This window comes from Sphingomonas sp. EC-HK361 (assembly GCF_902498785.1).
In the GTDB taxonomy this organism is placed as follows: Bacteria; Pseudomonadota; Alphaproteobacteria; order Sphingomonadales; family Sphingomonadaceae; genus Sphingomonas.
In genome coordinates this window covers 683,750-702,688 of the sequence record NZ_LR701493.1, presented here as the reverse complement: position 1 = coordinate 702,688, position 18,939 = coordinate 683,750, and the positions used below count along the sequence as shown (strand labels likewise).

Annotated in this window: 18 protein-coding genes and 1 tRNA gene; 12 read left to right on the top strand and 7 right to left on the bottom strand. The window is 67.2% G+C overall.

Going from position 1 to position 18,939, the window contains the following annotated elements:
• Window position 1 precedes the first annotated feature (1 nt).
• Both BOS5A_RS04770 and BOS5A_RS04765 read left to right on the top strand, forming a co-directional pair.
• A complete protein-coding gene (locus BOS5A_RS04770; protein ID WP_151954038.1) occupies window positions 2-622 on the top strand; it encodes an LON peptidase substrate-binding domain-containing protein in 621 nt (206 codons plus the stop codon).
• Between the two features lie 10 nt (window positions 623-632).
• Window positions 633-818, top strand: coding sequence for a Trm112 family protein (locus tag BOS5A_RS04765; protein WP_151954037.1), 186 nt, complete (start codon window positions 633-635; stop codon window positions 816-818).
• A 127-nt stretch (window positions 819-945) separates the two neighbouring features.
• On the opposite strand, the gene BOS5A_RS04760 is transcribed toward BOS5A_RS04765, so the two are convergent.
• Complete coding sequence (locus BOS5A_RS04760; RefSeq protein ID WP_151954036.1) at window positions 946-2,163, bottom strand: UbiH/UbiF/VisC/COQ6 family ubiquinone biosynthesis hydroxylase; 1,218 nt, start codon at window positions 2,161-2,163, stop codon at window positions 946-948.
• A gap of 226 nt (window positions 2,164-2,389) precedes the next feature.
• On the opposite strand from BOS5A_RS04760, the gene BOS5A_RS04755 reads away from it, so the two are divergent.
• Together BOS5A_RS04755 and BOS5A_RS04750 are read left to right on the top strand one after the other, a co-directional pair.
• Complete coding sequence (locus BOS5A_RS04755; RefSeq protein ID WP_151954035.1) at window positions 2,390-4,699, top strand: DNA translocase FtsK; 2,310 nt, start codon at window positions 2,390-2,392, stop codon at window positions 4,697-4,699.
• 228 nt (window positions 4,700-4,927) lie between these two features.
• On the top strand, window positions 4,928-5,434 hold the full coding sequence (locus BOS5A_RS04750) for a glyoxalase superfamily protein (RefSeq protein ID WP_267903826.1): 507 nt from the start codon (window positions 4,928-4,930) through the stop codon (window positions 5,432-5,434).
• A 52-nt stretch (window positions 5,435-5,486) separates the two neighbouring features.
• Here the strand turns inward: BOS5A_RS04750 and BOS5A_RS04745 are convergent, their stop codons facing one another.
• From BOS5A_RS04745 to BOS5A_RS04730, 4 genes are all read right to left on the bottom strand, one after another.
• A complete protein-coding gene (locus BOS5A_RS04745) occupies window positions 5,487-6,251 on the bottom strand; it encodes an energy transducer TonB (protein WP_199857203.1) in 765 nt (254 codons plus the stop codon).
• A gap of 45 nt (window positions 6,252-6,296) precedes the next feature.
• Window positions 6,297-7,724, bottom strand: a complete 1,428-nt coding sequence (locus BOS5A_RS04740; protein WP_199857254.1) for a S41 family peptidase — start codon at window positions 7,722-7,724, stop codon at window positions 6,297-6,299.
• Window positions 7,725-8,245: 521 nt separating this feature from the next.
• Entirely contained in the window at window positions 8,246-9,310 is a 1,065-nt protein-coding gene (locus BOS5A_RS04735) for a GGDEF domain-containing protein (protein ID WP_151954033.1), read from the bottom strand.
• Between the two features lie 108 nt (window positions 9,311-9,418).
• Window positions 9,419-9,943, bottom strand: coding sequence for a peroxiredoxin (locus BOS5A_RS04730; protein WP_151954032.1), 525 nt, complete (start codon window positions 9,941-9,943; stop codon window positions 9,419-9,421).
• 67 nt (window positions 9,944-10,010) lie between these two features.
• Between BOS5A_RS04730 and BOS5A_RS04725 the strand changes: the two genes are divergently transcribed.
• The 7 genes from BOS5A_RS04725 to BOS5A_RS04695 all read left to right on the top strand — a co-directional run bounded on the left by BOS5A_RS04725 (window position 10,011) and on the right by BOS5A_RS04695 (window position 17,934).
• Window positions 10,011-10,817: an inositol monophosphatase family protein gene (locus BOS5A_RS04725; RefSeq protein WP_151954031.1), complete on the top strand. Its 807-nt coding sequence runs from the start codon at window positions 10,011-10,013 to the stop codon at window positions 10,815-10,817.
• A gap of 272 nt (window positions 10,818-11,089) precedes the next feature.
• The gene (rpmI, locus tag BOS5A_RS04720) at window positions 11,090-11,293 is read left to right on the top strand and encodes a 50S ribosomal protein L35 (protein ID WP_019515415.1); all 204 of its coding nucleotides are present in this window, start codon (window positions 11,090-11,092) and stop codon (window positions 11,291-11,293) included.
• A gap of 14 nt (window positions 11,294-11,307) precedes the next feature.
• Window positions 11,308-11,673 carry a 50S ribosomal protein L20 gene (rplT, locus tag BOS5A_RS04715; protein WP_151954030.1) on the top strand — a complete coding sequence of 122 codons (366 nt, stop codon included), beginning with the start codon at window positions 11,308-11,310 and terminating at the stop codon, window positions 11,671-11,673.
• A 92-nt stretch (window positions 11,674-11,765) separates the two neighbouring features.
• A complete protein-coding gene (gene pheS / locus BOS5A_RS04710; RefSeq protein WP_151954029.1) occupies window positions 11,766-12,839 on the top strand; it encodes a phenylalanine--tRNA ligase subunit alpha in 1,074 nt (357 codons plus the stop codon).
• Window positions 12,836-15,295, top strand: coding sequence for a phenylalanine--tRNA ligase subunit beta (gene pheT, locus BOS5A_RS04705; protein ID WP_151954028.1), 2,460 nt, complete (start codon window positions 12,836-12,838; stop codon window positions 15,293-15,295). The genes pheS and pheT overlap by 4 nt, the downstream gene beginning before the upstream one ends.
• An 88-nt stretch (window positions 15,296-15,383) precedes the next feature.
• The gene (locus BOS5A_RS04700) at window positions 15,384-16,259 is read left to right on the top strand and encodes an aldose 1-epimerase family protein (protein ID WP_151954027.1); all 876 of its coding nucleotides are present in this window, start codon (window positions 15,384-15,386) and stop codon (window positions 16,257-16,259) included.
• Between the two features lie 148 nt (window positions 16,260-16,407).
• Window positions 16,408-17,934 carry a peptide chain release factor 3 gene (locus BOS5A_RS04695; RefSeq protein ID WP_151954026.1) on the top strand — a complete coding sequence of 509 codons (1,527 nt, stop codon included), beginning with the start codon at window positions 16,408-16,410 and terminating at the stop codon, window positions 17,932-17,934.
• Window positions 17,935-18,003: 69 nt separating this feature from the next.
• Here BOS5A_RS04695 and BOS5A_RS04690 read toward each other — a convergent pair.
• Window positions 18,004-18,080: transfer RNA gene (locus tag BOS5A_RS04690), tRNA-Pro, on the bottom strand.
• A gap of 80 nt (window positions 18,081-18,160) precedes the next feature.
• Window positions 18,161-18,463: a putative quinol monooxygenase gene (locus BOS5A_RS04685; RefSeq protein WP_151954025.1), complete on the bottom strand. Its 303-nt coding sequence runs from the start codon at window positions 18,461-18,463 to the stop codon at window positions 18,161-18,163.
• 137 nt (window positions 18,464-18,600) lie between these two features.
• Here BOS5A_RS04685 and yajC point away from each other — a divergent pair, with 137 nt between their 5' ends.
• On the top strand, window positions 18,601-18,939 hold the full coding sequence (gene yajC, locus BOS5A_RS04680; protein WP_151954024.1) for a preprotein translocase subunit YajC: 339 nt from the start codon (window positions 18,601-18,603) through the stop codon (window positions 18,937-18,939).

Genomic DNA, 18,939 nt, shown 5'->3' with positions numbered 1-18,939 from the left:
CGTGACGACGACGCGCCTTTCGGTGTTCCCGCTCTCCGGCGCTCTGCTGTTTCCGGGAATGCACCTGCCGCTGCACATCTTCGAGCCGCGCTACCGCGCGATGGTGAGCGACGCGATGGCGCGAGACCGGCGGATCGGGATGATCCAGCCGCGCCCGGAAGGCGCCGATAACGCGGCGCCGCCGCTGTTCGACATGGGCTGTGTCGGCCGCATCGCGGAAGTCGAGGCACTTGACGACGGCCGCTACAACCTGATCCTCGAAGGCCTGTCGCTGTTTCGCGTCGTCCGGGAACTCGAGGTCACGACGCTCTTTCGTCAGGTCGAGGCCGAACTGGTCGCAGGAGCGGGCGACGAGACGCTGTCGCTCGGCGAGCGCGCCGCGCTGGAGATGGAGGCGCGTCGCTTCGCCGATGCGCAGGGCTATGCGGTCGATTGGGAATCGGTGACGCGGCTCGACGACATGAGCCTGGTCAACGGCGTCGCCCAGATCGCGCCGTTCGATTCCGCGGCGAAGCAGGCGCTGCTCGAGGCGCCGACGCTCGCCGAGCGCTGCGACCTGATCGTCCAGCTGCTCCAGTTCTTCGGCCGCCATGACGGCGACGATCGGGTGACGTTACAGTGAAGGTCGGGCAATGACCCTCGATCCGTGGCTCCTCGAACGGCTGGTCTGTCCGGTCACGCGTGAGCCGCTGCGCTACGACGCGGCTGCGCAGGAACTGGTGTCGGAGGCGGCGGGGCTGGCCTACCCAATCCGCGACGGGGTGCCGGTGATGCTGGCGGAGGAAGCGCGGCGGCTGGATGCGGCAGCGAAAAGCTAGTGCCTTTTCGTCACCCCGGACCTGTTCCGGGGTCCACCGTGCCGCAAATATATCCCTTGAACTCAAAGGACGGCACTCGCCGATAAGTAGACCCCGGAACAGGTCCGGGGTGACGGTTTCTCGGTGGCTAAGCCGTCATTCCCTGCAACAGCTTCGGCAGATCACCCGACTCGCCGCGGGCCTCTGACATGAACCGGCCCTTCAGGGGCGCAATCCGGTCGACCGTGGAAATCCCGAAACGGCGCACCGCGCTCGCGGTCCGGCCGGGGACGCCGAACAGCCGCGTCAGCGTGTCCGTCGCCGCGGCGGTCATGAAGGTATCGAGCCCACGCCACCGCTCGTAGCGCTTGAGAAGCTGCGCGTCGCCGAGATCGAGGCCGAGCCGCTTGCCCTCCACGAGCACCTCGACCAGCGTCGCGACGTCGCGGAACCCCAGGTTCAGACCCTGCCCGGCGATCGGATGGATGCCGTGCGCCGCGTCGCCGACCAGCGCGAGGCGCTCGCCCGTGATGTGCGCCGCGTGGTGGAACCCCAGCGGATAGCTCGCGCGCGGCGAGGCGTGGCTGAGCGCCCCCAGAAAGCCGCCCATCCGCTTTTCGGCCTCGGCCAGAAAACCGCGATCGCCGAGCTTGAGCATGCCCGCCGCATCCGCCGCCTTCACCGTCCAGACGATCGCCGAGCGGTGGCCGATCGCATCATCGGGAAGCGGCAACAGCGCGAAGGGACCGGCGGAATAGAAGATCTCGTAGGCCACATTCTCGTGGGAGCGCGCGTGGTGGAACGCGCCGATGATCGCGGCGTGGTCATACTGCCAGCGCGCGACCGTGATCCCGGCCGCCTCCCGGGTCGGCGAATTGCGCCCTTCTGCCGCGATCAGCAGCGGTGCCGAAACGACGCTCCCGTCCGACAGCGAGGCGCGGACGCCCGCCGCATCGCGCACAACCGTATCGGCGCGTGTCTTCATGCGCAGATCGACGCCCGCCGCCGTGGTCGCCGCCTCGTACAGCACACGGCGCAGCAGCTTGTTCTCGTACATCGTGCCGAGCGCCCCGTCGTTGTCGTCGGGGATGAAGTCGAGTTTTCCCGGCGCGAGCCCGTCGCTGACCCGGATATGCCGGATCGCACATCCCTGCCTGGCCAGCGCCTGCCCGACGCCGATCGCATCGAGCATCCGGTGCGACGCGCTCGCCACGGCCGATGCGCGCCCGTCGAACCCCGCCGCCAGCGTCACCGCGGGATCGGCAGGATCCACGATGATCGCGGTCAGCCCGTGCGCGGCAAGCGCGGTGCCGAGCGTCGCGCCGACCAGCCCGCCGCCGAGGATGAGGACATCTGCCTGGGTCATGCCATCAATCGCCTTTACCCCCGTTCGGGCTGAGCCTGTCGAAGCCCCGTCCTTCTTCCCAAGAAGAACGGCACTTCGACAAGCTCAGTGCAAACGGGGGAATACAAGACATGCTTCGTCCTAACCGCTCCTCCGCCGCATCACAACGCCGGCTGCTTGACGCCGGACTCGCGAAAGAGGATGATTCCGCCGGGCATTTTCACGAGCATCACGGGGATTTTTGGCGATGGCGAGCCGGGCGCAGCCGCCCTTGTGGCGCGAAACGGTAAAGGCGGGAGCAGTCAGGTCGGGCGCGCTGGTGACCGCGATCGTCCTGTTCACGGCCACGCTGCTGATGACGCTGGCGCTCGCCAGCTACCATGCGAGCGATGCGGCACTGAACACGGCGTCGGGCGAGGCACCGGCCAATCTGGTCGGCACCGTCGGCGCATGGTTCGGCGACATCGCGCTCACCCTCTTCGGCCCGCTCGTCGCGCTCATCCTGCCGGTCGCCCCCGTCATCGCGCTCAGGCTGTGGCGCGATCAGCCCGCGGGGCGCTGGGTGCGGATGTTGCGCAATGCGGTGATCGGGGTGGCCTTGATGGCGACCGCGCTCGCGTTCGTCTCCGATGCGGCGGTGCTCGCGCTGCCCGCCGGTTGGGGCGGGGTCATCGGTCTCGGTATCAAGGGCGTGGTCGATTGGGCGCTCGGATTCATCGACAATATGGCGGCGCAGGTCTGGGGCGCGCGCGGGATCGGGCTCGTGCTGGGGCTGAGCGGGGCTGCGATCTGGGCGCGCAGCCTCGAGATCGCGTTCGAGCGGCCCTGGCGTATCCGCCGCGAGCGGCTGACCGACCAGCGCATGGCGGCAGACGACGCGTATGACGGCGAGGACGAAGAGCCGCCGCTCCAGCTCCTGCGCCGCCCGACGAGCCCGCGTGCCCCCGCGCCCGATCCCAAGCCAGCCCCCGTCATCGCCGACCGGGCGCCGGGCGCGAGCCTCGCCAAGGCGAAGGGACCGCAGCAGCAGTCCTTCGATCTCGGCCACAGCTACAAGCTGCCGACGCTCGACCTGCTGACCCCCGCGCCGCCGCAGCAGAAGGCGACGGTGGACAAGGCCGCGCTGGAGCGCAACGCGCGGCTCCTCGAAAGCGTGCTCGACGATTTCAACGTCCGCGGCTCGATCGTCGAGGTTCGCCCCGGCCCGGTCGTGACCATGTACGAGCTGGAGCCAGCGCCCGGCATCAAGGCAAGCCGGGTCATCCAGCTCGCCGACGACATCGCACGCAACATGTCGGCGATCTCGGCGCGCGTCGCGACGATCCCCGGGCGCAACGTCATCGGCATCGAGCTGCCCAATGCCAAGCGCGAGACGGTGAGTTTGCACGAGCTCGTCGGCAGCCAGACCTTCGCCGATCAGGCCGCGCAGTTGCCCGTCATCCTCGGCAAGAACATCGCCGGCGATCCGGTCATCGCCGATCTCGCGCCGATGCCCCACCTGCTCGTTGCGGGCACCACGGGCTCGGGCAAGTCGGTCGGGCTCAATGCGATGATTCTCTCGCTGCTCTATCGCCTGACGCCAGAACAGTGCCGGATGATCATGATCGATCCGAAGATGCTCGAACTGAGCATGTACGACGACATTCCGCACCTGCTATCGCCGGTCGTCACAGATCCGTCGAAGGCGGTGCGTGCGCTGAAATGGGCGGTCGAGCAGATGGAGGACCGCTACCGCGCGATGTCCTCGGTCGGCGTCCGTTCGCTCGGTTCGTTCAACGAAAAGGTCCGCGCCGCGAAGGCCAAGGGACAGCCGCTCGGCCGCAAGGTCCAGACCGGCTACAACGCCGAGACCGGCCAGCCGATCTACGAGGAGGAGAAGCTCGAATACGAGCCGCTGCCGCAGATCGTCGTCATCGTTGACGAGCTCGCCGACCTGATGATGACCGCCGGCAAGGAGGTCGAGTTCCTCATCCAGCGCCTCGCGCAAAAGGCACGCGCGGCGGGCATCCACCTCATCATGGCGACGCAGCGGCCATCGGTCGACGTCATCACCGGCGTCATCAAGGCGAACCTGCCGACCCGGATCAGCTTCCATGTGACCTCGAAGATCGACAGCCGCACGATCCTGGGCGAACAGGGGGCCGAGCAGCTGCTCGGCAAGGGCGACATGCTCTATATGCCCGGCGGCAAGGGCATCGTCCGCGTCCACGGCCCGTTCGTCAGCGACGACGAAGTCCGCGCCGTCACCGATCACTGGCGCGCGCAGGGCACGCCCGACTATATCTCCAGCGTCACCGAGGAGCCCGAGGACGGCTTCATCCTCGAAGGCTCCCCCACCGGCGAGGATTCGGCCGAAGACCAGCAATATCGCCGCGCGATCCAGTTCGTGTGCGAAAGCCAGAAGGCGTCGACGTCGTGGCTCCAGCGCCAGATGCGCATCGGCTACAATTCCGCCGCGCGGCTGATTGAGCGCATGGAAAAGGACGGCATCGTCGGCCGTCCCGATCATGTCGGGCGGCGCGAGGTCCTGCGCGATACCGAGGGGCATCCGATCTAAGGGAGCTGCGGCGATTGACCCGCGCTTCGCCACCGCGTTAGGATGACCGCAGGCCGATGCTGCCTGCCGCTCGTCCCGGTGTTTTCCGGGATGGTGAAAGCATTGCAGGGTTCGTCCACCGATCCACCGGGCCGGCTGCGGAATCGATAATGCGAGCGTCGAGTTTGTCCGCGAAACGGCCCGTGCAGAGGATCGCGGAACGATGACGACCATTACCGACGCCAAGACCTGGGCGAAGCGCCTGCGCGCGACGCTGGCGATCAGGGCACCGACATCTCGCATTCCGCGGCGCTGGAACTGGTGGCGCGCCTGCTCGGCCATGCCGACTGGAACGTCGCGGCGGCAACGCTGCCGGACGGCGACGCGCCGGCGGCCCTGTCCTTCGATCGGGCCATCCCCGTCCTGCGCAGCTTCGACGAAGCCAAGGCGCGCGAATTCTATTGCGGGTTCCTGGGCTTCACGATTCAGTTCGAGCACCGCTTCGAACCGCATATGCAGCTCTACATGGAGGTGGCACGCGCCGGTCTGACGCTCCATCTGTCGGAACATCATGGCGACGCGAGCCCGGGATCGACGGTCTTCGTGTGGATGCAGGGGATCACGGATTTCCAGCGCGAACTGATCGATCGCCACTATGGCTATGGTCGCCCCGGCCTGAACCCGGCGCCGTGGGGGACCGAAATGGTCGTCCACGACCCCTTCGGTAATCGCATCCGCTTCTGCGAAAGGGCGTGATCGGATGACCGTGAGGCTGTCACACGGCTTTTTTCACCCGACGTGTTGATCCCTATCGGGGAATGCTCCAGTTCACTCTTCTGAATTCATGGGTGATCATCGGCTTGCCGTCCTTACCGATTGCAGGCCGGTAGCGTGCACGCGTCGTGACGACGCGGCAAGACGCGTCGTCAAGCGCGGCGCTGCCGCTTGAAACCGCTGCGTGGCAACCGCGAACGCGACCGTCCACATCGATCTCCCATATAATCGTTGCCATTCCCTGTTCCCCTTTCCGGAGCGCTTCCTGCGGGTAATCCATGTGCGTGATCCAGCCTGCCCTGTCGGTTGTCGGCTGGGCTGGAGTGGCCACCCGGTCCCTTTCGGTAAGGTCCATCCCCCAGCCTTGCAGAAGGTCGTCGTTGCATTTCGAAAGCGCCGACAAGGTCGCAGCCGTGACCTTTGGGGCGATGGCCAGCCTTACCGGCCCCGCATCGATCTTGAGCGCGGTCGCCGACGTCAGCGTCGCCAGGTCATCCGCATCAAGCCAAGTTCGTAATACCCTATGCGGATGTGTAGGGTTTGCTGTCCATATCTCGAAATATGGTCGCTGAGTGATCGCCTGCGGCTCGATCCGGATCGTCGCCTTGCCCACCGGTATGTCGGCCTGGCCGCGCGGCAATATGAAGTATAGCGCCGCTCCCTCCCCAGTGCCGCCGCGTTCGAACACCGCCGTGATCCGCGCGTCGCCCTCGCCATAATCCCGGCTCAGGCGGCACGCGTCCTTCCCGTAATCGAGGGTCCATTTGCCGCTCGGCGACAGGGCGGCGGGGTCGGCCATCGCCGCCAGCGCAAACGCGATCAGTGCAGTCATTGCCTTACCCCCTTAGAACAGCCCGGGCACCTCGCGCTGCTGCGTATTGGGCCGATCCGGCGTCAGGATCTCGCGCGCGACCGGCTGGCTGAAGCGCACCGCCGCGATCTGGCCGGACTGGAGCGCGGCCGACGACGCCGGGATCGCCGAGCAGCTGCGCCCGGCGAGGTAATCGAGCGCGGTTTTCGTCGAGGCTTCGCGCGGATCGCCGAGCTGGTAGCCGATATCGTCGTTCGCCTGGCAGCTCGCCTCCATCGTGCCGGCGAGGCCGTTATAATAGGCGCCCTGGCGGTTGGCGTTCTGCAGCGCGAAGGCGATGACGCGCAGGCGGTCGTCGCACGCCGTGTTGTCGAGCGCGATCTGGCCGACCGGCTTGCCATAGGTGTTGGTGCCGATCAGCCCGGCATTGGCGTGGAGATACGGGATCGCCGCCGCCATCACGAGCTCGCTGGCGGACGCGGTGCCGCGGGTGCCGATGAACGCGACCTTCATCGGCGCGATCGACTGCGACTGCGGGCTGAACGTGCGAGTCGAGTTGTTCGACGCCTTTTCCGGCCGGAACGTGACATAGTCGAAGACGTCGCCGGTCGATCGGTTCGCCCCCATCAGGTCGCCCATCAGCTCCGCGATCGAGAGCAGCCCGCCGCCATTGTAGCGGAAATCGACGATCACCTTGGTGATGCCCTGCTGACGGAACATGTCGAAGGCGCTGCGCAGCGGTGCGTCGGCGGGGTTGATGAAGGTGCGCAGGTTGACGTAGCCGACCTTCGTCCCGCCGTCATCGATCACCTTCGCACCGTAGCGCGAGGACACGGGGAGCAGCGCAAAGTCGGTCTTGGTCAGCGTCACGTCGCGGGTGCCGCTCGCGTCCGATATCTTGAGCACGCGGGTGGTGCCGGCGGTATCGGGACCGAGCGCGTTGGTCAGCCCGGCGGAGCCCTGGCTCGCGATGATCGTGCTCACGGTCTGCTCGTTCGACGCGGTCGTTCCGATCGCGACGATCTCCGCCCCGCGGTCGATATTGGCGTTGAGCGCGGGAGCCCCTTCGAACGACTCGATCACGAACAGCCGGTTGCTGCCCGAATCGAGTCCTAAGCGAATGCCGAAACCGGCGCTGGAGCCGGAGTTATAATAGGCGTCTTCCGCCTTGATCGACGTCAGATACGTGAAATAGCGATCCTTGTTCTGCGCCCGCGCGGTCGCTGTCAGCGCGTCGAGATAGGTATCGACGCTGGAATAGGGCGTCGGGTCGAGATTCGCGGGCAGCGTGTCGTAGAAAAGGTACCATTCCTTCATCTGCGCCGCGACCCAGTTCTGCCGCTCGCGCAGCGAACATCCCGCGGTGGTCGTCGGCGTCGGCGTGGGGGTTGGGGTGGGCGTCGGTTGCGGCGCGCCGCCCAGACTTCCGCTGTCGGTGCCGCAGGCGCTGAGCATCGCCATCAGCGCGAGCGAAGCGATCGAACGACGATGTTTCACTGATACTCTCCCCGACCCTTTGGCCGGGAGTTTAGCGTGCGCAATGCGCTGCGCCAGCGTCTTTTTCGCGCTGCTCGACGAGCGCGCTGGGCCTGTTATCCAGGCCTCTCAGCCAATCGTCGCGCCGGCCTCGACGTAAAGCAGAAGCGCGGTGGTCGCGAAGGCCGAAAGGCCGATCATGACGGTGCGAAACATGATGATGTCCTTCCCGGAAAATGGAGCCGGTCGCTCAGGCGACCGGCAGGACGGGAACCGCGGCACTGATCATCAGCGCGGCGAAGACGACGGCGCCGAAGATCGAGGCGATCTGGGCCTGGGCGTTGGCGAGGCGGAACATGGTTTTCTTCCCTTTGATGCCGGACGGTGGACCATCCGCCGCCCGATGCCATGTGCATCGCAGGGTTCGTGCCAATTTTTGTTATCGTTGGATTACAGGGGCTTGATGCCGCGCCGACATTAACATTGGTAAAACGCGCCGCTAAGCTTCAGTAAATCTCGCCACCTACCGGCGCGATTTCCAGCCGGTCACGGCCATTGGCCTTGGCGGCATAGAGCGCGCTGTCGGCACGTGCGCACGCATCGACCATCGAAAGACCGGAGGACAGCGCGGCGAGCCCCGCGGACAGCGTCACCACCCCCACCGGCGCATCGGTTTCGCGCAAGCGGAAGCGCTTGTCGGCGATCGTCCCGCGCGCGGCGTCGAGGATCTTTGCGGCAGTATCGATATCGGCGCCCTGGAAAAGCACCGCGAACTCCTCCCCGCCCAGGCGCGCGACGAAATGGCCCTCGCAATTCTCGGCAAGCGTCCGCGCGATCGCGCGCAGCACGCGGTCGCCGGCATTGTGCCCGAACCGGTCGTTGACGAGCTTGAAGTGATCGATGTCGCAGATCGCGAAGCAGCATGGCTGGCTGTCGTCGATCTGGGCGTAGCGCTCCTCCAGCCCAAGCCGGTTGGACAGGCCGGTCAGCGGATCGCTGCGCGCCTCTCCGCGTGCCTCGTCGAGCTGGATGCGCAGCACCCGCGCCTCGGCATTGGCGTCCGCCAGCCGGCGCTCGGTTTCGTGCACCCGCTGCAGCATCGATCCGGTCAGCCGCGCAAGCTCCTCGATGGCGACGCTGGGCGCCTGCCCGGCGGCGCGGATCGCCTCGGCACTGGCGGCAAGATCGCGCCCGAAGCCGCGCGCCTCCGCCTCCACGCTTTCCATGATGGTGGCCATGCCGTCCACCTGTTCTCGCGCGCGCGCGACGAGAACTTCGCGCGCATCGGGATCGGCCTCGTCATTGTCGGCCTGCGCCGGCACCCCGCCCGCCCGCACCGTGCCGCCAAGCGCCTCGATATCGCCGCGGCTCAATCGGATGCCGCCATCGGTGATCGCCGCGACCGCCTGCGCCAACTGCCCCTGCGGTTCCGCGACGACCTGATAGGCAAAGGCATAATGGGCGGGATCGGGGCTGAGGCCGTGCGCTGTCAGGAACGCGCCGACGCGTTCGAACAGGCCAGCCCGCCGATCCTCCGGCCGCGCAGGACGCGCGACATTATAGCCCGTCATCACACCCCCAAAGCCCGTCCGTACGGACCCTGAAACCTCCATACACCGCGGACGGTTAGCAGCCGCACCCTAACAAGCGATAACCAACCCCGGTCATATCGGAGGATTCTACAGCTTGCGGACCGCCGCCAGGGTCATCGCGACGTGTTCCGCCGGGTTCATGTCGCTGTGCACGAAGCTGACCTTGCCGTCACGCGCGATGACGTAGCTGGTGCGGCTGGTGATGTCGCGGCCCGCCAGCTGGCGGCCGAGCGCCACGTCATAGCCCTTGACGACCGCCGGCCCGGCGCTCGCCACCGCGAACTTGCCGGCGCACTTCTCCGCCGAGAACTTCACCAGCGTATCGACCGGGTCCGCCGACATGCCGATGACGGTCGCGCCCGCCTTCTGGAAATCGGGCACGGCCTCGGCAAAGGCGTGGGCTTCCGCGTTGCAGCCGCCGGTGAAGGCCGCCGGGAAGAAATAGAGGACGACCGGCCCCTTTTTCAGCTGATCCGCCAGATGCACCGTCACCACCTTGCCGGCAATCGCGCCGCGCGTCGTGAAGTCGGGCGCCGTGGCGCCGGGAGCCAGCGCGGCGACGGCGGGAACGGCGATCAAGGCAGCAGCGGCAAAGGCGACGAGACGGCGCATGGAAAATCCCTCCTATGTGTCGCCCCGCTTCTAGCGGATCGGCGCGCGGCGCGATAGGCGGGACGCCATGCCCATTTCGCCATCCGATATCGCCCTCGCCAACCGCCTCGCCGACGTGGCGGGCGACGTCATCCGCGGCTATTTCCGCAAACCCCACGGGATGGAATTGAAGGCCGACCGTTCCCCCGTCACCCTCGCCGACCGCGAGGCGGAAGCCGCGATGCGCCGCCTCATCGACGCCGAGCGATCGGCCGACGGCATCATCGGCGAGGAGCTGGGCGAGAAGCCCGGCGTGACGGGCCGGCAATGGGTGCTCGATCCGATCGACGGGACGCGCAGCTTCACCGTCGGCCGCCCGATCTTCGGCACGCTCATTGCGCTGATCGAGGATGGCTGGCCGGTGCTGGGCATCATCGACCAGCCTGTCTCACGCGAACGCTGGGTCGGCGCGGCGGGGCGCCCGACGACGTTCAACGGCGCGGCAGTCCACACGCGGCTCTGCCCCGAACTCTCAAGCGCGGCGCTCGCGACCACCAGCCCGCATCTCTTCGCGGACGGCGACGTGCCGCACTTCATGGCGCTGGTCGGCGCGGTGTCGGGCGGCGCGCCGCGGCAGGGGCCGGTCTATGGTGGCGATTGCTACAATTACGGGCTGCTGGCGAGCGGGCATCTCGATCTCGTGTGCGAATCGGGACTGCAACTCTACGATTTCGCAGCACTTGTGCCGGTGGTCGAGGGCGCCGGCGGGCGGATGTGCGACTGGGACGGCGACCCGCTGACGGCTGCAAGCGCCGGCCACGTCCTCGCGATCGGCGACCCCGCGCGCACGGACGACGTTCTGGAGGCGCTGAGGAGCGTGCCGCACGCGCATTAGTTTGGTCCCCTCTACCCTAACCGCTCGGTTCGAGCAGCTTCGAGCGAAGTCGAGAAGCGTCTGTCGAGAACTTCTCGACTGCGATCTCGACAGGCTCGATCTCCGCTCGAAGCAAACGGGCATAGGACGAAGGCCGTCTGGATCAGCGATGATTTGCCTTTTCCCCGCACCGCCGCTAAGGCGCGCGCTTCGCCAGAGCGATGCGTCAAAGACCGGCCCGGCCACAAGGGCTGCCGCGGCCGTTCGTTGCATCGCCAGATGAAAGGAAAAAAATGCCCAAGCTCAAGACCAAGAGCGGCGTGAAGAAGCGCTTCAAGCTCACCGCATCCGGCCTGTTGAAGCACGGCGTCGCTGGCAAGCGCCACCGCCTGATCAGCCACAACGCCAAGTATATCCGCCAGAATCGCGGCACCAAGGTGCTGTCGAAGGCCGACACCGCCACGGTGAAGGCCTGGGCGCCGTACGGCCTGAAGTAAGGGAGAGCTGAGATATGGCACGCGTCAAGCGGGGCGTAACCACTCGCGCCAAGCACAAGAACATCCTGGAACAGGCCAAGGGCTATCGCGGTCGTCGCAAGAACACGATCCGCGTCGCCCGTCAGGCGGTCGAGAAGGCGGGGCAATATGCCTATCGCGACCGCAAGGTTAAGAAGCGGACCTTCCGTGGTCTCTGGATCCAGCGCATCAACGCCGGCGTCCGCGCCGAGGGACTGACCTATTCGCAGTTCATGCATGGACTGAAGCTGGCGGGCATCGAACTCGACCGGAAGGTCCTGGCCGATATCGCGATGCACGAAGGCGAGGCGTTTACCGCCATCATCGCGCAGGCGAAGGCGGCCCTCCCGCAGGCCGCCTGAGCGACCTGACGCGAGACGAAAATGCGGGCGTCGGTGGTTTGCCACCGGCGCCCGTTTCGGTATCGGCAGCGAATATTCCGATCGGGACACTCATGGCTGACCTCGACCAACTGAAGACCACCCTGCTCGCGCAGATCGACGACGCCGGCACCCCCGACGCGATCGAGGCGATCCGCGTCGCCGCGCTCGGCAAATCGGGGAGCGTGACCGGTCTGCTCAAGACGCTGGGCGGGATGACGCCCGACGAGCGGCAGGCGCAGGGCCCGCGCATTCACGGGTTGCGCGAGGCGGTGACGGCGGCGTTGTCGGAGAAGAAGGTGGCGCTCGAGTCCGTTGCGCTCGACGCGCGGCTCGCGACCGAACGCCTCGACATGACGCTGCCGGTCGACGCCCCGCTCATGGGCACCGTCCACCCCGTTTCGCAGGTCATGGACGAACTCGCCGAAGTCTTCGCCGACATGGGCTTCGCGGTCGCCACCGGTCCCGAGATCGAGGACGACTGGCACAATTTCACCGCACTCAACATTCCCGAGACGCACCCAGCGCGGGCGATGCACGATACCTTTTATCTCGCGGGCGAGCATGAGCGGCCGATGGTGCTCCGCACGCACACCAGTCCCGTGCAAATCCGCACGATGATGGCGCAGAAACCCCCAATCCGCATCATCGCGCCGGGCCGCACCTATCGCTCCGACTCGGACGCCACGCACACGCCGATGTTCCACCAGGTCGAAGGCCTCGTCATCGACGAGGGCATAACCCTTGCGCACCTCAAATGGACGCTCGAGACCTTTCTGAAGGCGTTCTTCGAGCGCGACGACGTCGTCCTGCGCCTGCGCCCCAGCTACTTCCCCTTCACCGAGCCCTCGGCGGAGGTCGATGTCGGCTACTCGGTCGTGAAGGGCAAGCGCGTCATCGGCGGGTCGGAAGGCTGGATGGAGGTCCTCGGCTCCGGCATGGTCCACCCGAAGGTCATCGCCGCCTGCGGGCTGGACCCCACCGAATGGCAGGGTTTCGCCTTCGGCTGCGGGATCGATCGGCTCGCGATGCTGAAATACGGGATGGACGATCTGCGCGCCTTTTTCGACGGCGATATCCGCTGGCTGAAGCATTACGGCTTCTCCGCGCTCGACGTACCCACGCTGTCCGGGGGAGTCGGCGCATGAAGTTCACGCTTAGCTGGCTCAAGGACCACCTCGACACCACCGCCTCGCTCGACGAGATCGTCGCGGCGCTGACCCGGATCGGGCTGGAGGTCGAGGGTGTCGAGAACCCGGGCGAAAAGCTCGCGGCATTCACCGTCGCGAAGGTGCTGACCGCCGAGCGTCACCCGCAGGCCGACAAGCTCCAGGTCCTCACCGTCGATGCCGGCGACGGCCCGCTGCAAGTCGTCTGCGGCGCGCCCAACGCCCGCGCGGGGCTGATCGGCGTCTTCGGCCCACCCGGCGCCTATGTCCCCGGCAGCGGCTTCGAACTGAAAGTCGCCGCGATCCGCGGGGTCGAATCGAACGGCATGATGTGCTCCGCGCGCGAGCTTGAGATCGGCGAGGGCCATGACGGCATCATCGAGCTGCCCGCCGACGCGCCCGTCGGCACGCCGTTCCCCGATTATGCCGGGCTGAACGACCCGGTGATCGACGTGAGCATCACCCCCAACCGGCAGGACTGCATGGGCGTCCGCGGCATCGCGCGCGATCTCGCCGCGGCGGGGCTCGGCTCGCTCAAGCCGCTCCAAGTGCCCACCGACCCTTTCGTTCGGGCTGAGCCTGTCGAAGCTCCGTCCTTTCTTTCGAACGGCGAAGAGAAGGACGGCCCTTCGACAAGCTCAGGGCAAACGGTGGAGGGGGGGCCAGACGTCCGCACCGACGACACCGAAGGCTGCCCCGCCTTTTTCGCGCAGGCCGTCGCCGGCGTCACCAACCGCGCCGCGCCCGACTGGATGGCGCGCCGGCTGACCGCGATCGGCCAGAAGCCGATCTCCGCGCTGGTCGACATCACCAACTATGTCTCCGTCGATCTCGGTCGCCCGCTGCACGTCTACGACCGCGCGAAGCTGTCGGGCGCGCTCGTCGCGCGCAAGGCAAAGGCGGGCGAACAGGTGCTGGCGCTCAACGGCAAGACCTATTCGCTCGACGAGACCATGACCGTCATCGCCGACGACGCCCAGGTGCACGATATCGGCGGCATCATGGGCGGCGAGGATTCGGGCGTCATCGAAGCCACCACCGACGTGCTTATCGAATGCGCGTATTTCGACCCCGAGCATATCGCGCGCACCGGCCAGAAGCTCCAGCTCACCAGCGACGCGCGCCAGCGCTTCGAACGCGGCGTCGACCCGGCGTTCCTCGATGACGGCCTCGCCATCGCGACGCGGCTCGTCCTCGATCTGTGTGGCGGCACACCCTCGGCGATCACCCGCGCCGGCGAAGCGCCGCTGGGCAAGCGGGTGTATGCCTACGACCCCGCGCTGGCAGAGACGCTCGGCGGCCTCGCCATCCCGGCTGAGCGGCAGAAGGCGATCCTCGAATCGCTGGGCTTCACCGTCGCCGACGGTTGGCAGGTCACCCCGCCCACCTGGCGCCGCGATATCGACGGCCCCGCCGATCTGGTCGAAGAAGTCATCCGCATCGAGGGCATCGACACCGTCCCCTCCGTGCCCCTTCCGCGCGCACCCGGCGTCGCCAGGCCCACCGCGACCGCCGAGCAAAAACTCGAACGCCGCGTCCGCCGCGCCGCCGCCGCGCGCGGATTGGACGAGGCGGTGACATGGAGCTTCCTGTCGGAGGCCGAGGCCGCGGCCTTCGGCGGCGGCGCATGGACCGTCGCCAACCCGATCAGCGAAGACCTGAAGGTCATGCGCCCGTCGCTCCTCGCCGGGCTGCTCTCGGCCACGGCACGCAACCAGAAGCGCGGGGCGCAGGCGACGCGGCTGTTCGAAATCGGTCGCCGCTATCTGGCCGATGCGGAGCGTGCGACGCTTGGCGTCGTACTCGCCGGCGACCGCCGCTCCCGTGGCTGGCAGGCGGGCAAGGCGCAGGGTTTCGACGCGTTCGACGCCAAGGCGGAAGCGCTCGCGCTCCTCGCCGCGGCAGGCGCCCCGGTCGACAACCTCCAGGTGATGCCTGTCCTGAGCGAAGCCGAAGGAGGAGACGCCGGCGATGCGTGGCATCCGGGCCAGTCGGGCACGCTCAGGCTCGGGCCGAAGACGGTGCTCGCCGCGTTCGGGATGCTCCACCCGACGACGCTGAAGGCGTTCGACCTCGACGGCAACGTCGCCGCGGTCGAGCTATACCTCGACGCCATCCCCGCCCGGCGCTCGGCAGGCTTCATGCGTCCGGCCTACACGCCGCCCGCGCTCCAGCCGGTCCGCCGCGACTTCGCCTTCACCGTGCCCGCCGACCTCACCGCCGATGCGCTGACCCGCGCGGTGCGCGGCGCCGACAAGACAGCGATCGTCGGTGCGCGGGTATTCGACGTGTTCGAGCGTGACGGCGACAAATCGATGGCGATCGAGATCATTCTCCAGCCGGGCGAAAAGGCGTTCGTCGAGGCCGAGCTGAAGGCGATCGCCGACAAGGTCGTCGCGGCGGCAGCCAAGCTTGGTGCGGCGCTGCGATCATGAAGTCTGTCTCCTTGTATCCCCGCGAAGGCGGGGATCCAGACTGGGTTCCCGCCTCCGCGGGAATACAACAACACAGCGTGAGCCGCTAATGACCGACTGGATCACCATCGCCTCCGACCAGCTCTCCGCCGCGATCAACCCGTTCGGCGCCGAGCTCTCGTCTCTAAGGGACGCCGACGGCCGCGAGTTGATGACTGACGCTGACCCCGCCTTCTGGACCGGCCGCGCGCCGATCCTGTTCCCGGTCGTCGGCGCGCCGTTTCAGGACACGATCCGCATCGACGGCACCGCATATCGCATGCCCAAACACGGCTTCGCGCGGCGGATGCCGTTCGACCTCGTCGATCGCGGCCCAAGCCATGTCGTCCTTGCGCTTGGCGATACCGCGCAAACCCGCGCCGCTTATCCGTTCGCCTTCCGCCTCGAACTGGCATTCGCGATCGAGGGCGCCAGCCTGACCGTCGATGCCGCCGTCCACAATCCGGGCGACGAGCCGCTGCCGGCGAGCTTCGGCTTCCACCCCGCCTTTTCCTGGCCGCTACCTTATGGGCATGCGCGCGGCGACCATCGCATCGTCTTCGACGCCGACGAACCCGAGGCACTGAAGGCCATCGCTGCCGACGGCACGATCGCGGACGGGGTTGTCCCCTCTCCGCTCGACGGTCGCACGCTGCATCTGGCGGACGGGCTGTTCGACCATGACGCGCTCGTGTGGGATCACGTCCGCTCCGACCGCGTGACCTATGGCGCGCAGACCGGCCCGCACCTTGCGATCGCCTTTCCCCATACGCCAAAGCTTGGCATCTGGACGAAGCCCGGCGCGCGATATGTGTGCATCGAGCCGTGGCACGGCATCGCCGATCCCGAAGGCTATACCGGCGATTTCCGCGCGAAGCCCGGCGTGTTCGAGGTGCCCCCCGGCGAAAGCAAGCGGATCGGCATGCGTGTGACGCTGCTCGATTAGCGGGGCGTCACCCCGGCCTTGGGCGCCCGTCAAACGTGACTTTGACGCGCCCCATTGTTCCGGGGTCTGCCGTCCCGCATATCCGCCCCCGAATGACCGAGCGGCACCGTGAATGCCGGCACGAGTCCGGCATAACGAAAGTATCACCATGACCTCCCCCCGCCGCACCTTCGCGATCATCTCGCATCCCGACGCCGGCAAGACGACGCTCACCGAAAAGCTGCTGTATTTCGGCGGTGCGATCCATCTGGCGGGCGAGGTGAAGGCGCGCGGGGCGAACCGGCGCGCGCGATCGGACTGGATGAAGATCGAGCAGCAGCGCGGCATCTCGGTCACGTCGTCGGTGATGACGTTCGAACGCGACGGGATCACCTTCAACCTCCTCGACACGCCGGGCCACGAGGATTTTTCGGAAGATACCTACCGCACGCTGACCGCGGTCGATTCCGCCGTCATGGTCATAGACGCCGCCAAGGGCATCGAGCCGCAGACGAGGAAGCTCTTCGAGGTCTGCCGGCTGCGTTCCGTGCCGATCATCACCTTCGTGAACAAGGTCGACCGCGAGGGTCGCCCGATCTTCGAGCTGCTCGACGAGATCGCCGACATGCTCGCGCTCGACGTATCCCCGATGAGCTGGCCGATCGGCATGGGCGGCGAGTTCGAGGGGGTGCTCGATCTGACCACGAACCGGATCAGCCGGCCCGAGGGCGGCAGCCGCGCGTTCCTCGGCAGGATCGACGATTCGCCGGTGCTGCCGGATCGGTTCGCCGAGGAAGTCGAGCTCGCCCAGATCGGCTATGCCCCGTTCGACGCGGAGGCCTATCGCCACGGCGACCTGACGCCGGTCTATTTCGGCTCGGCACTCAAGGATTTCGGCGTCGCCGAACTCATCGACGCGCTGGCCAGGCACGCCCCGCCCCCGCGCGCGCAGCCGGCGGAACCCGCGCCCGTCGCGCCCGACAACGCCGAAGTCACCGGCTTCGTCTTCAAGGTCCAGGCGAACATGGACCCCAACCACCGCGACCGGATCGCGTTCATGCGGCTCTGCTCGGGCACCTTCAAGCGCGGGATGAAGCTGGTCCCCACAGGCCACGGCAAGCCGATCGCGGTGCATTCGCCGATCCTGTTCTTCGCGCAGAACCGCGAAGTGGCGGACGAGGCGTTTCCCGGCGACATCATCGGCATCCCCAACCACGGCACGCTGCGGGTGGGCGATACGCTGTCGGAACGCGCCGACGTGCGCTTCACCGGCCTGCCCAATTTCGCGCCCGAAATCCTGCGCCGGGTGGTGCTGAAGGACCCCACCAAGACGAAGCAGCTGCGCAAAGCGCTCGACGACATGGCCGAGGAAGGCGTGACCCAGGTCTTCTATCCGGAGATCGGATCGAACTGGGTGATCGGCGTCGTCGGGCAGCTCCAGCTCGAGGTGCTGCTGAGCCGGCTCGACGCCGAATACAAGGTCGCCGCCGCGCTGGAGCCCGCCCCGTTCGAAACCGCGCGCTGGGTGTCGGCGGACGACGCCGCCGACCTGAAGGCGTTCACCGACGTGAACCGCAGCGCGATGGCCAGGGACCGCGACGGCAACCCCGTGTTTCTCGCCAAGAGCGCGTGGGAGGTCGGCTATATCGCCGATCGCTACCCCAAGGTGAAGTTCGCCGCGACGCGCGAGCGCTGACGCCCTTCGACGATCGCAACGAAAAAGCCCGGCAATCGCGCGCGACCGCCGGGCTTTTCGAAAAATCATTGGTCGGGGCGACAGGATTCGAACCTGCGACCCCCACACCCCCAGTGTGATGCGCTACCAGGCTGCGCTACGCCCCGACCGGATGGCAGGCCCGCTTGTACGGGCTGCCAAGGGTCGCGCCTCTACGCCGCGCGGTTCTGCGATGCAAGCGGGAGGATCACAGGTCGCGCCAATGCTCCCCGGTCCACAGCTGGATGACCCGCTCGCTCGGCGCGTGGTCGCGCAACGCGCGGCCGAACGCCTTCTGGTGCTCCGCCTCGCCGTGCGCGGCCAGCGCATCCGGGGTGGACCACCGTTCCTGCACGTAAAAGACATCGGGGTCCGCCACGTCGAAGCCGAAGGCGTAATGCTCGCAACCCTCCTCGGCCCGCACCTTCACGACATGATCCGCAAGCAGCCGCGCGGCCTTCGCGCCCTCGCCCTTGCCAAGCCGGATATGGCCCATCACCAGAATCGTCATTGCCTTCTCCCTTGCGGTTCCGCCGCCGCCATAGCACGCCCCACCCGTTGCGCGCGCGGCGAAGCGGTGGTAGCGGCGCACGCTTCCAGCGGCGGCTTTCCGGCCGACCCGCGCCTACGAGCTTGCCAAAGAGACCGATGCTCATTCCCCCAGCCTTTGCCCAGACCGCGAACGGTGCGGCCCAGTCGAGCGGCATCGCGTCGTTCCTGAGCCTCGCCCCGCTCTTCCTGGTCTTCGTCGTCTTCTATTTCCTGATGATCCGCCCGCAGCAGCGCCGGATGAAGGCGCTCCAGACCGCGGTCGCGGCGGTGAAGAAGAACGATTCGGTCGTTACCGCGGGCGGCATCGTCGGCAAGGTGACGAAGGTCGAGGACGTGTATGTCGAGGTCGAGATCGCGCCCAACACGCGCGTCCGCGTCGTCAAGGCGACGCTGACCGAGGTGCTGAACCCGACCGCGAAACCGGCGAACGACTGA

Excerpts from the sequence above, each read along its gene's own strand:
- BOS5A_RS04765 (WP_151954037.1), top strand. The coding sequence starts at position 633 with ATGACCCTCGATCCGTGGCTCCTCGAACGGCTGGTCTGTCCGGTCACG.
- BOS5A_RS04760 (WP_151954036.1), bottom strand. The coding sequence starts at position 2,163 with ATGACCCAGGCAGATGTCCTCATCCTCGGCGGCGGGCTGGTCGGCGCG.
- BOS5A_RS04755 (WP_151954035.1), top strand. The coding sequence starts at position 2,390 with ATGGCGAGCCGGGCGCAGCCGCCCTTGTGGCGCGAAACGGTAAAGGCG.
- BOS5A_RS04745 (WP_199857203.1), bottom strand. The coding sequence starts at position 6,251 with ATGGCCGACCCCGCCGCCCTGTCGCCGAGCGGCAAATGGACCCTCGAT.
- BOS5A_RS04740 (WP_199857254.1), bottom strand. The coding sequence starts at position 7,724 with ATGGCGATGCTCAGCGCCTGCGGCACCGACAGCGGAAGTCTGGGCGGC.
- BOS5A_RS04735 (WP_151954033.1), bottom strand. The coding sequence starts at position 9,310 with ATGACGGGCTATAATGTCGCGCGTCCTGCGCGGCCGGAGGATCGGCGG.
- BOS5A_RS04730 (WP_151954032.1), bottom strand. The coding sequence starts at position 9,943 with ATGCGCCGTCTCGTCGCCTTTGCCGCTGCTGCCTTGATCGCCGTTCCC.
- BOS5A_RS04725 (WP_151954031.1), top strand. The coding sequence starts at position 10,011 with ATGCCCATTTCGCCATCCGATATCGCCCTCGCCAACCGCCTCGCCGAC.
- rpmI (WP_019515415.1), top strand. The coding sequence starts at position 11,090 with ATGCCCAAGCTCAAGACCAAGAGCGGCGTGAAGAAGCGCTTCAAGCTC.
- rplT (WP_151954030.1), top strand. The coding sequence starts at position 11,308 with ATGGCACGCGTCAAGCGGGGCGTAACCACTCGCGCCAAGCACAAGAAC.
- pheS (WP_151954029.1), top strand. The coding sequence starts at position 11,766 with ATGGCTGACCTCGACCAACTGAAGACCACCCTGCTCGCGCAGATCGAC.
- pheT (WP_151954028.1), top strand. The coding sequence starts at position 12,836 with ATGAAGTTCACGCTTAGCTGGCTCAAGGACCACCTCGACACCACCGCC.
- BOS5A_RS04700 (WP_151954027.1), top strand. The coding sequence starts at position 15,384 with ATGACCGACTGGATCACCATCGCCTCCGACCAGCTCTCCGCCGCGATC.
- BOS5A_RS04695 (WP_151954026.1), top strand. The coding sequence starts at position 16,408 with ATGACCTCCCCCCGCCGCACCTTCGCGATCATCTCGCATCCCGACGCC.
- BOS5A_RS04685 (WP_151954025.1), bottom strand. The coding sequence starts at position 18,463 with ATGACGATTCTGGTGATGGGCCATATCCGGCTTGGCAAGGGCGAGGGC.
- yajC (WP_151954024.1), top strand. The coding sequence starts at position 18,601 with ATGCTCATTCCCCCAGCCTTTGCCCAGACCGCGAACGGTGCGGCCCAG.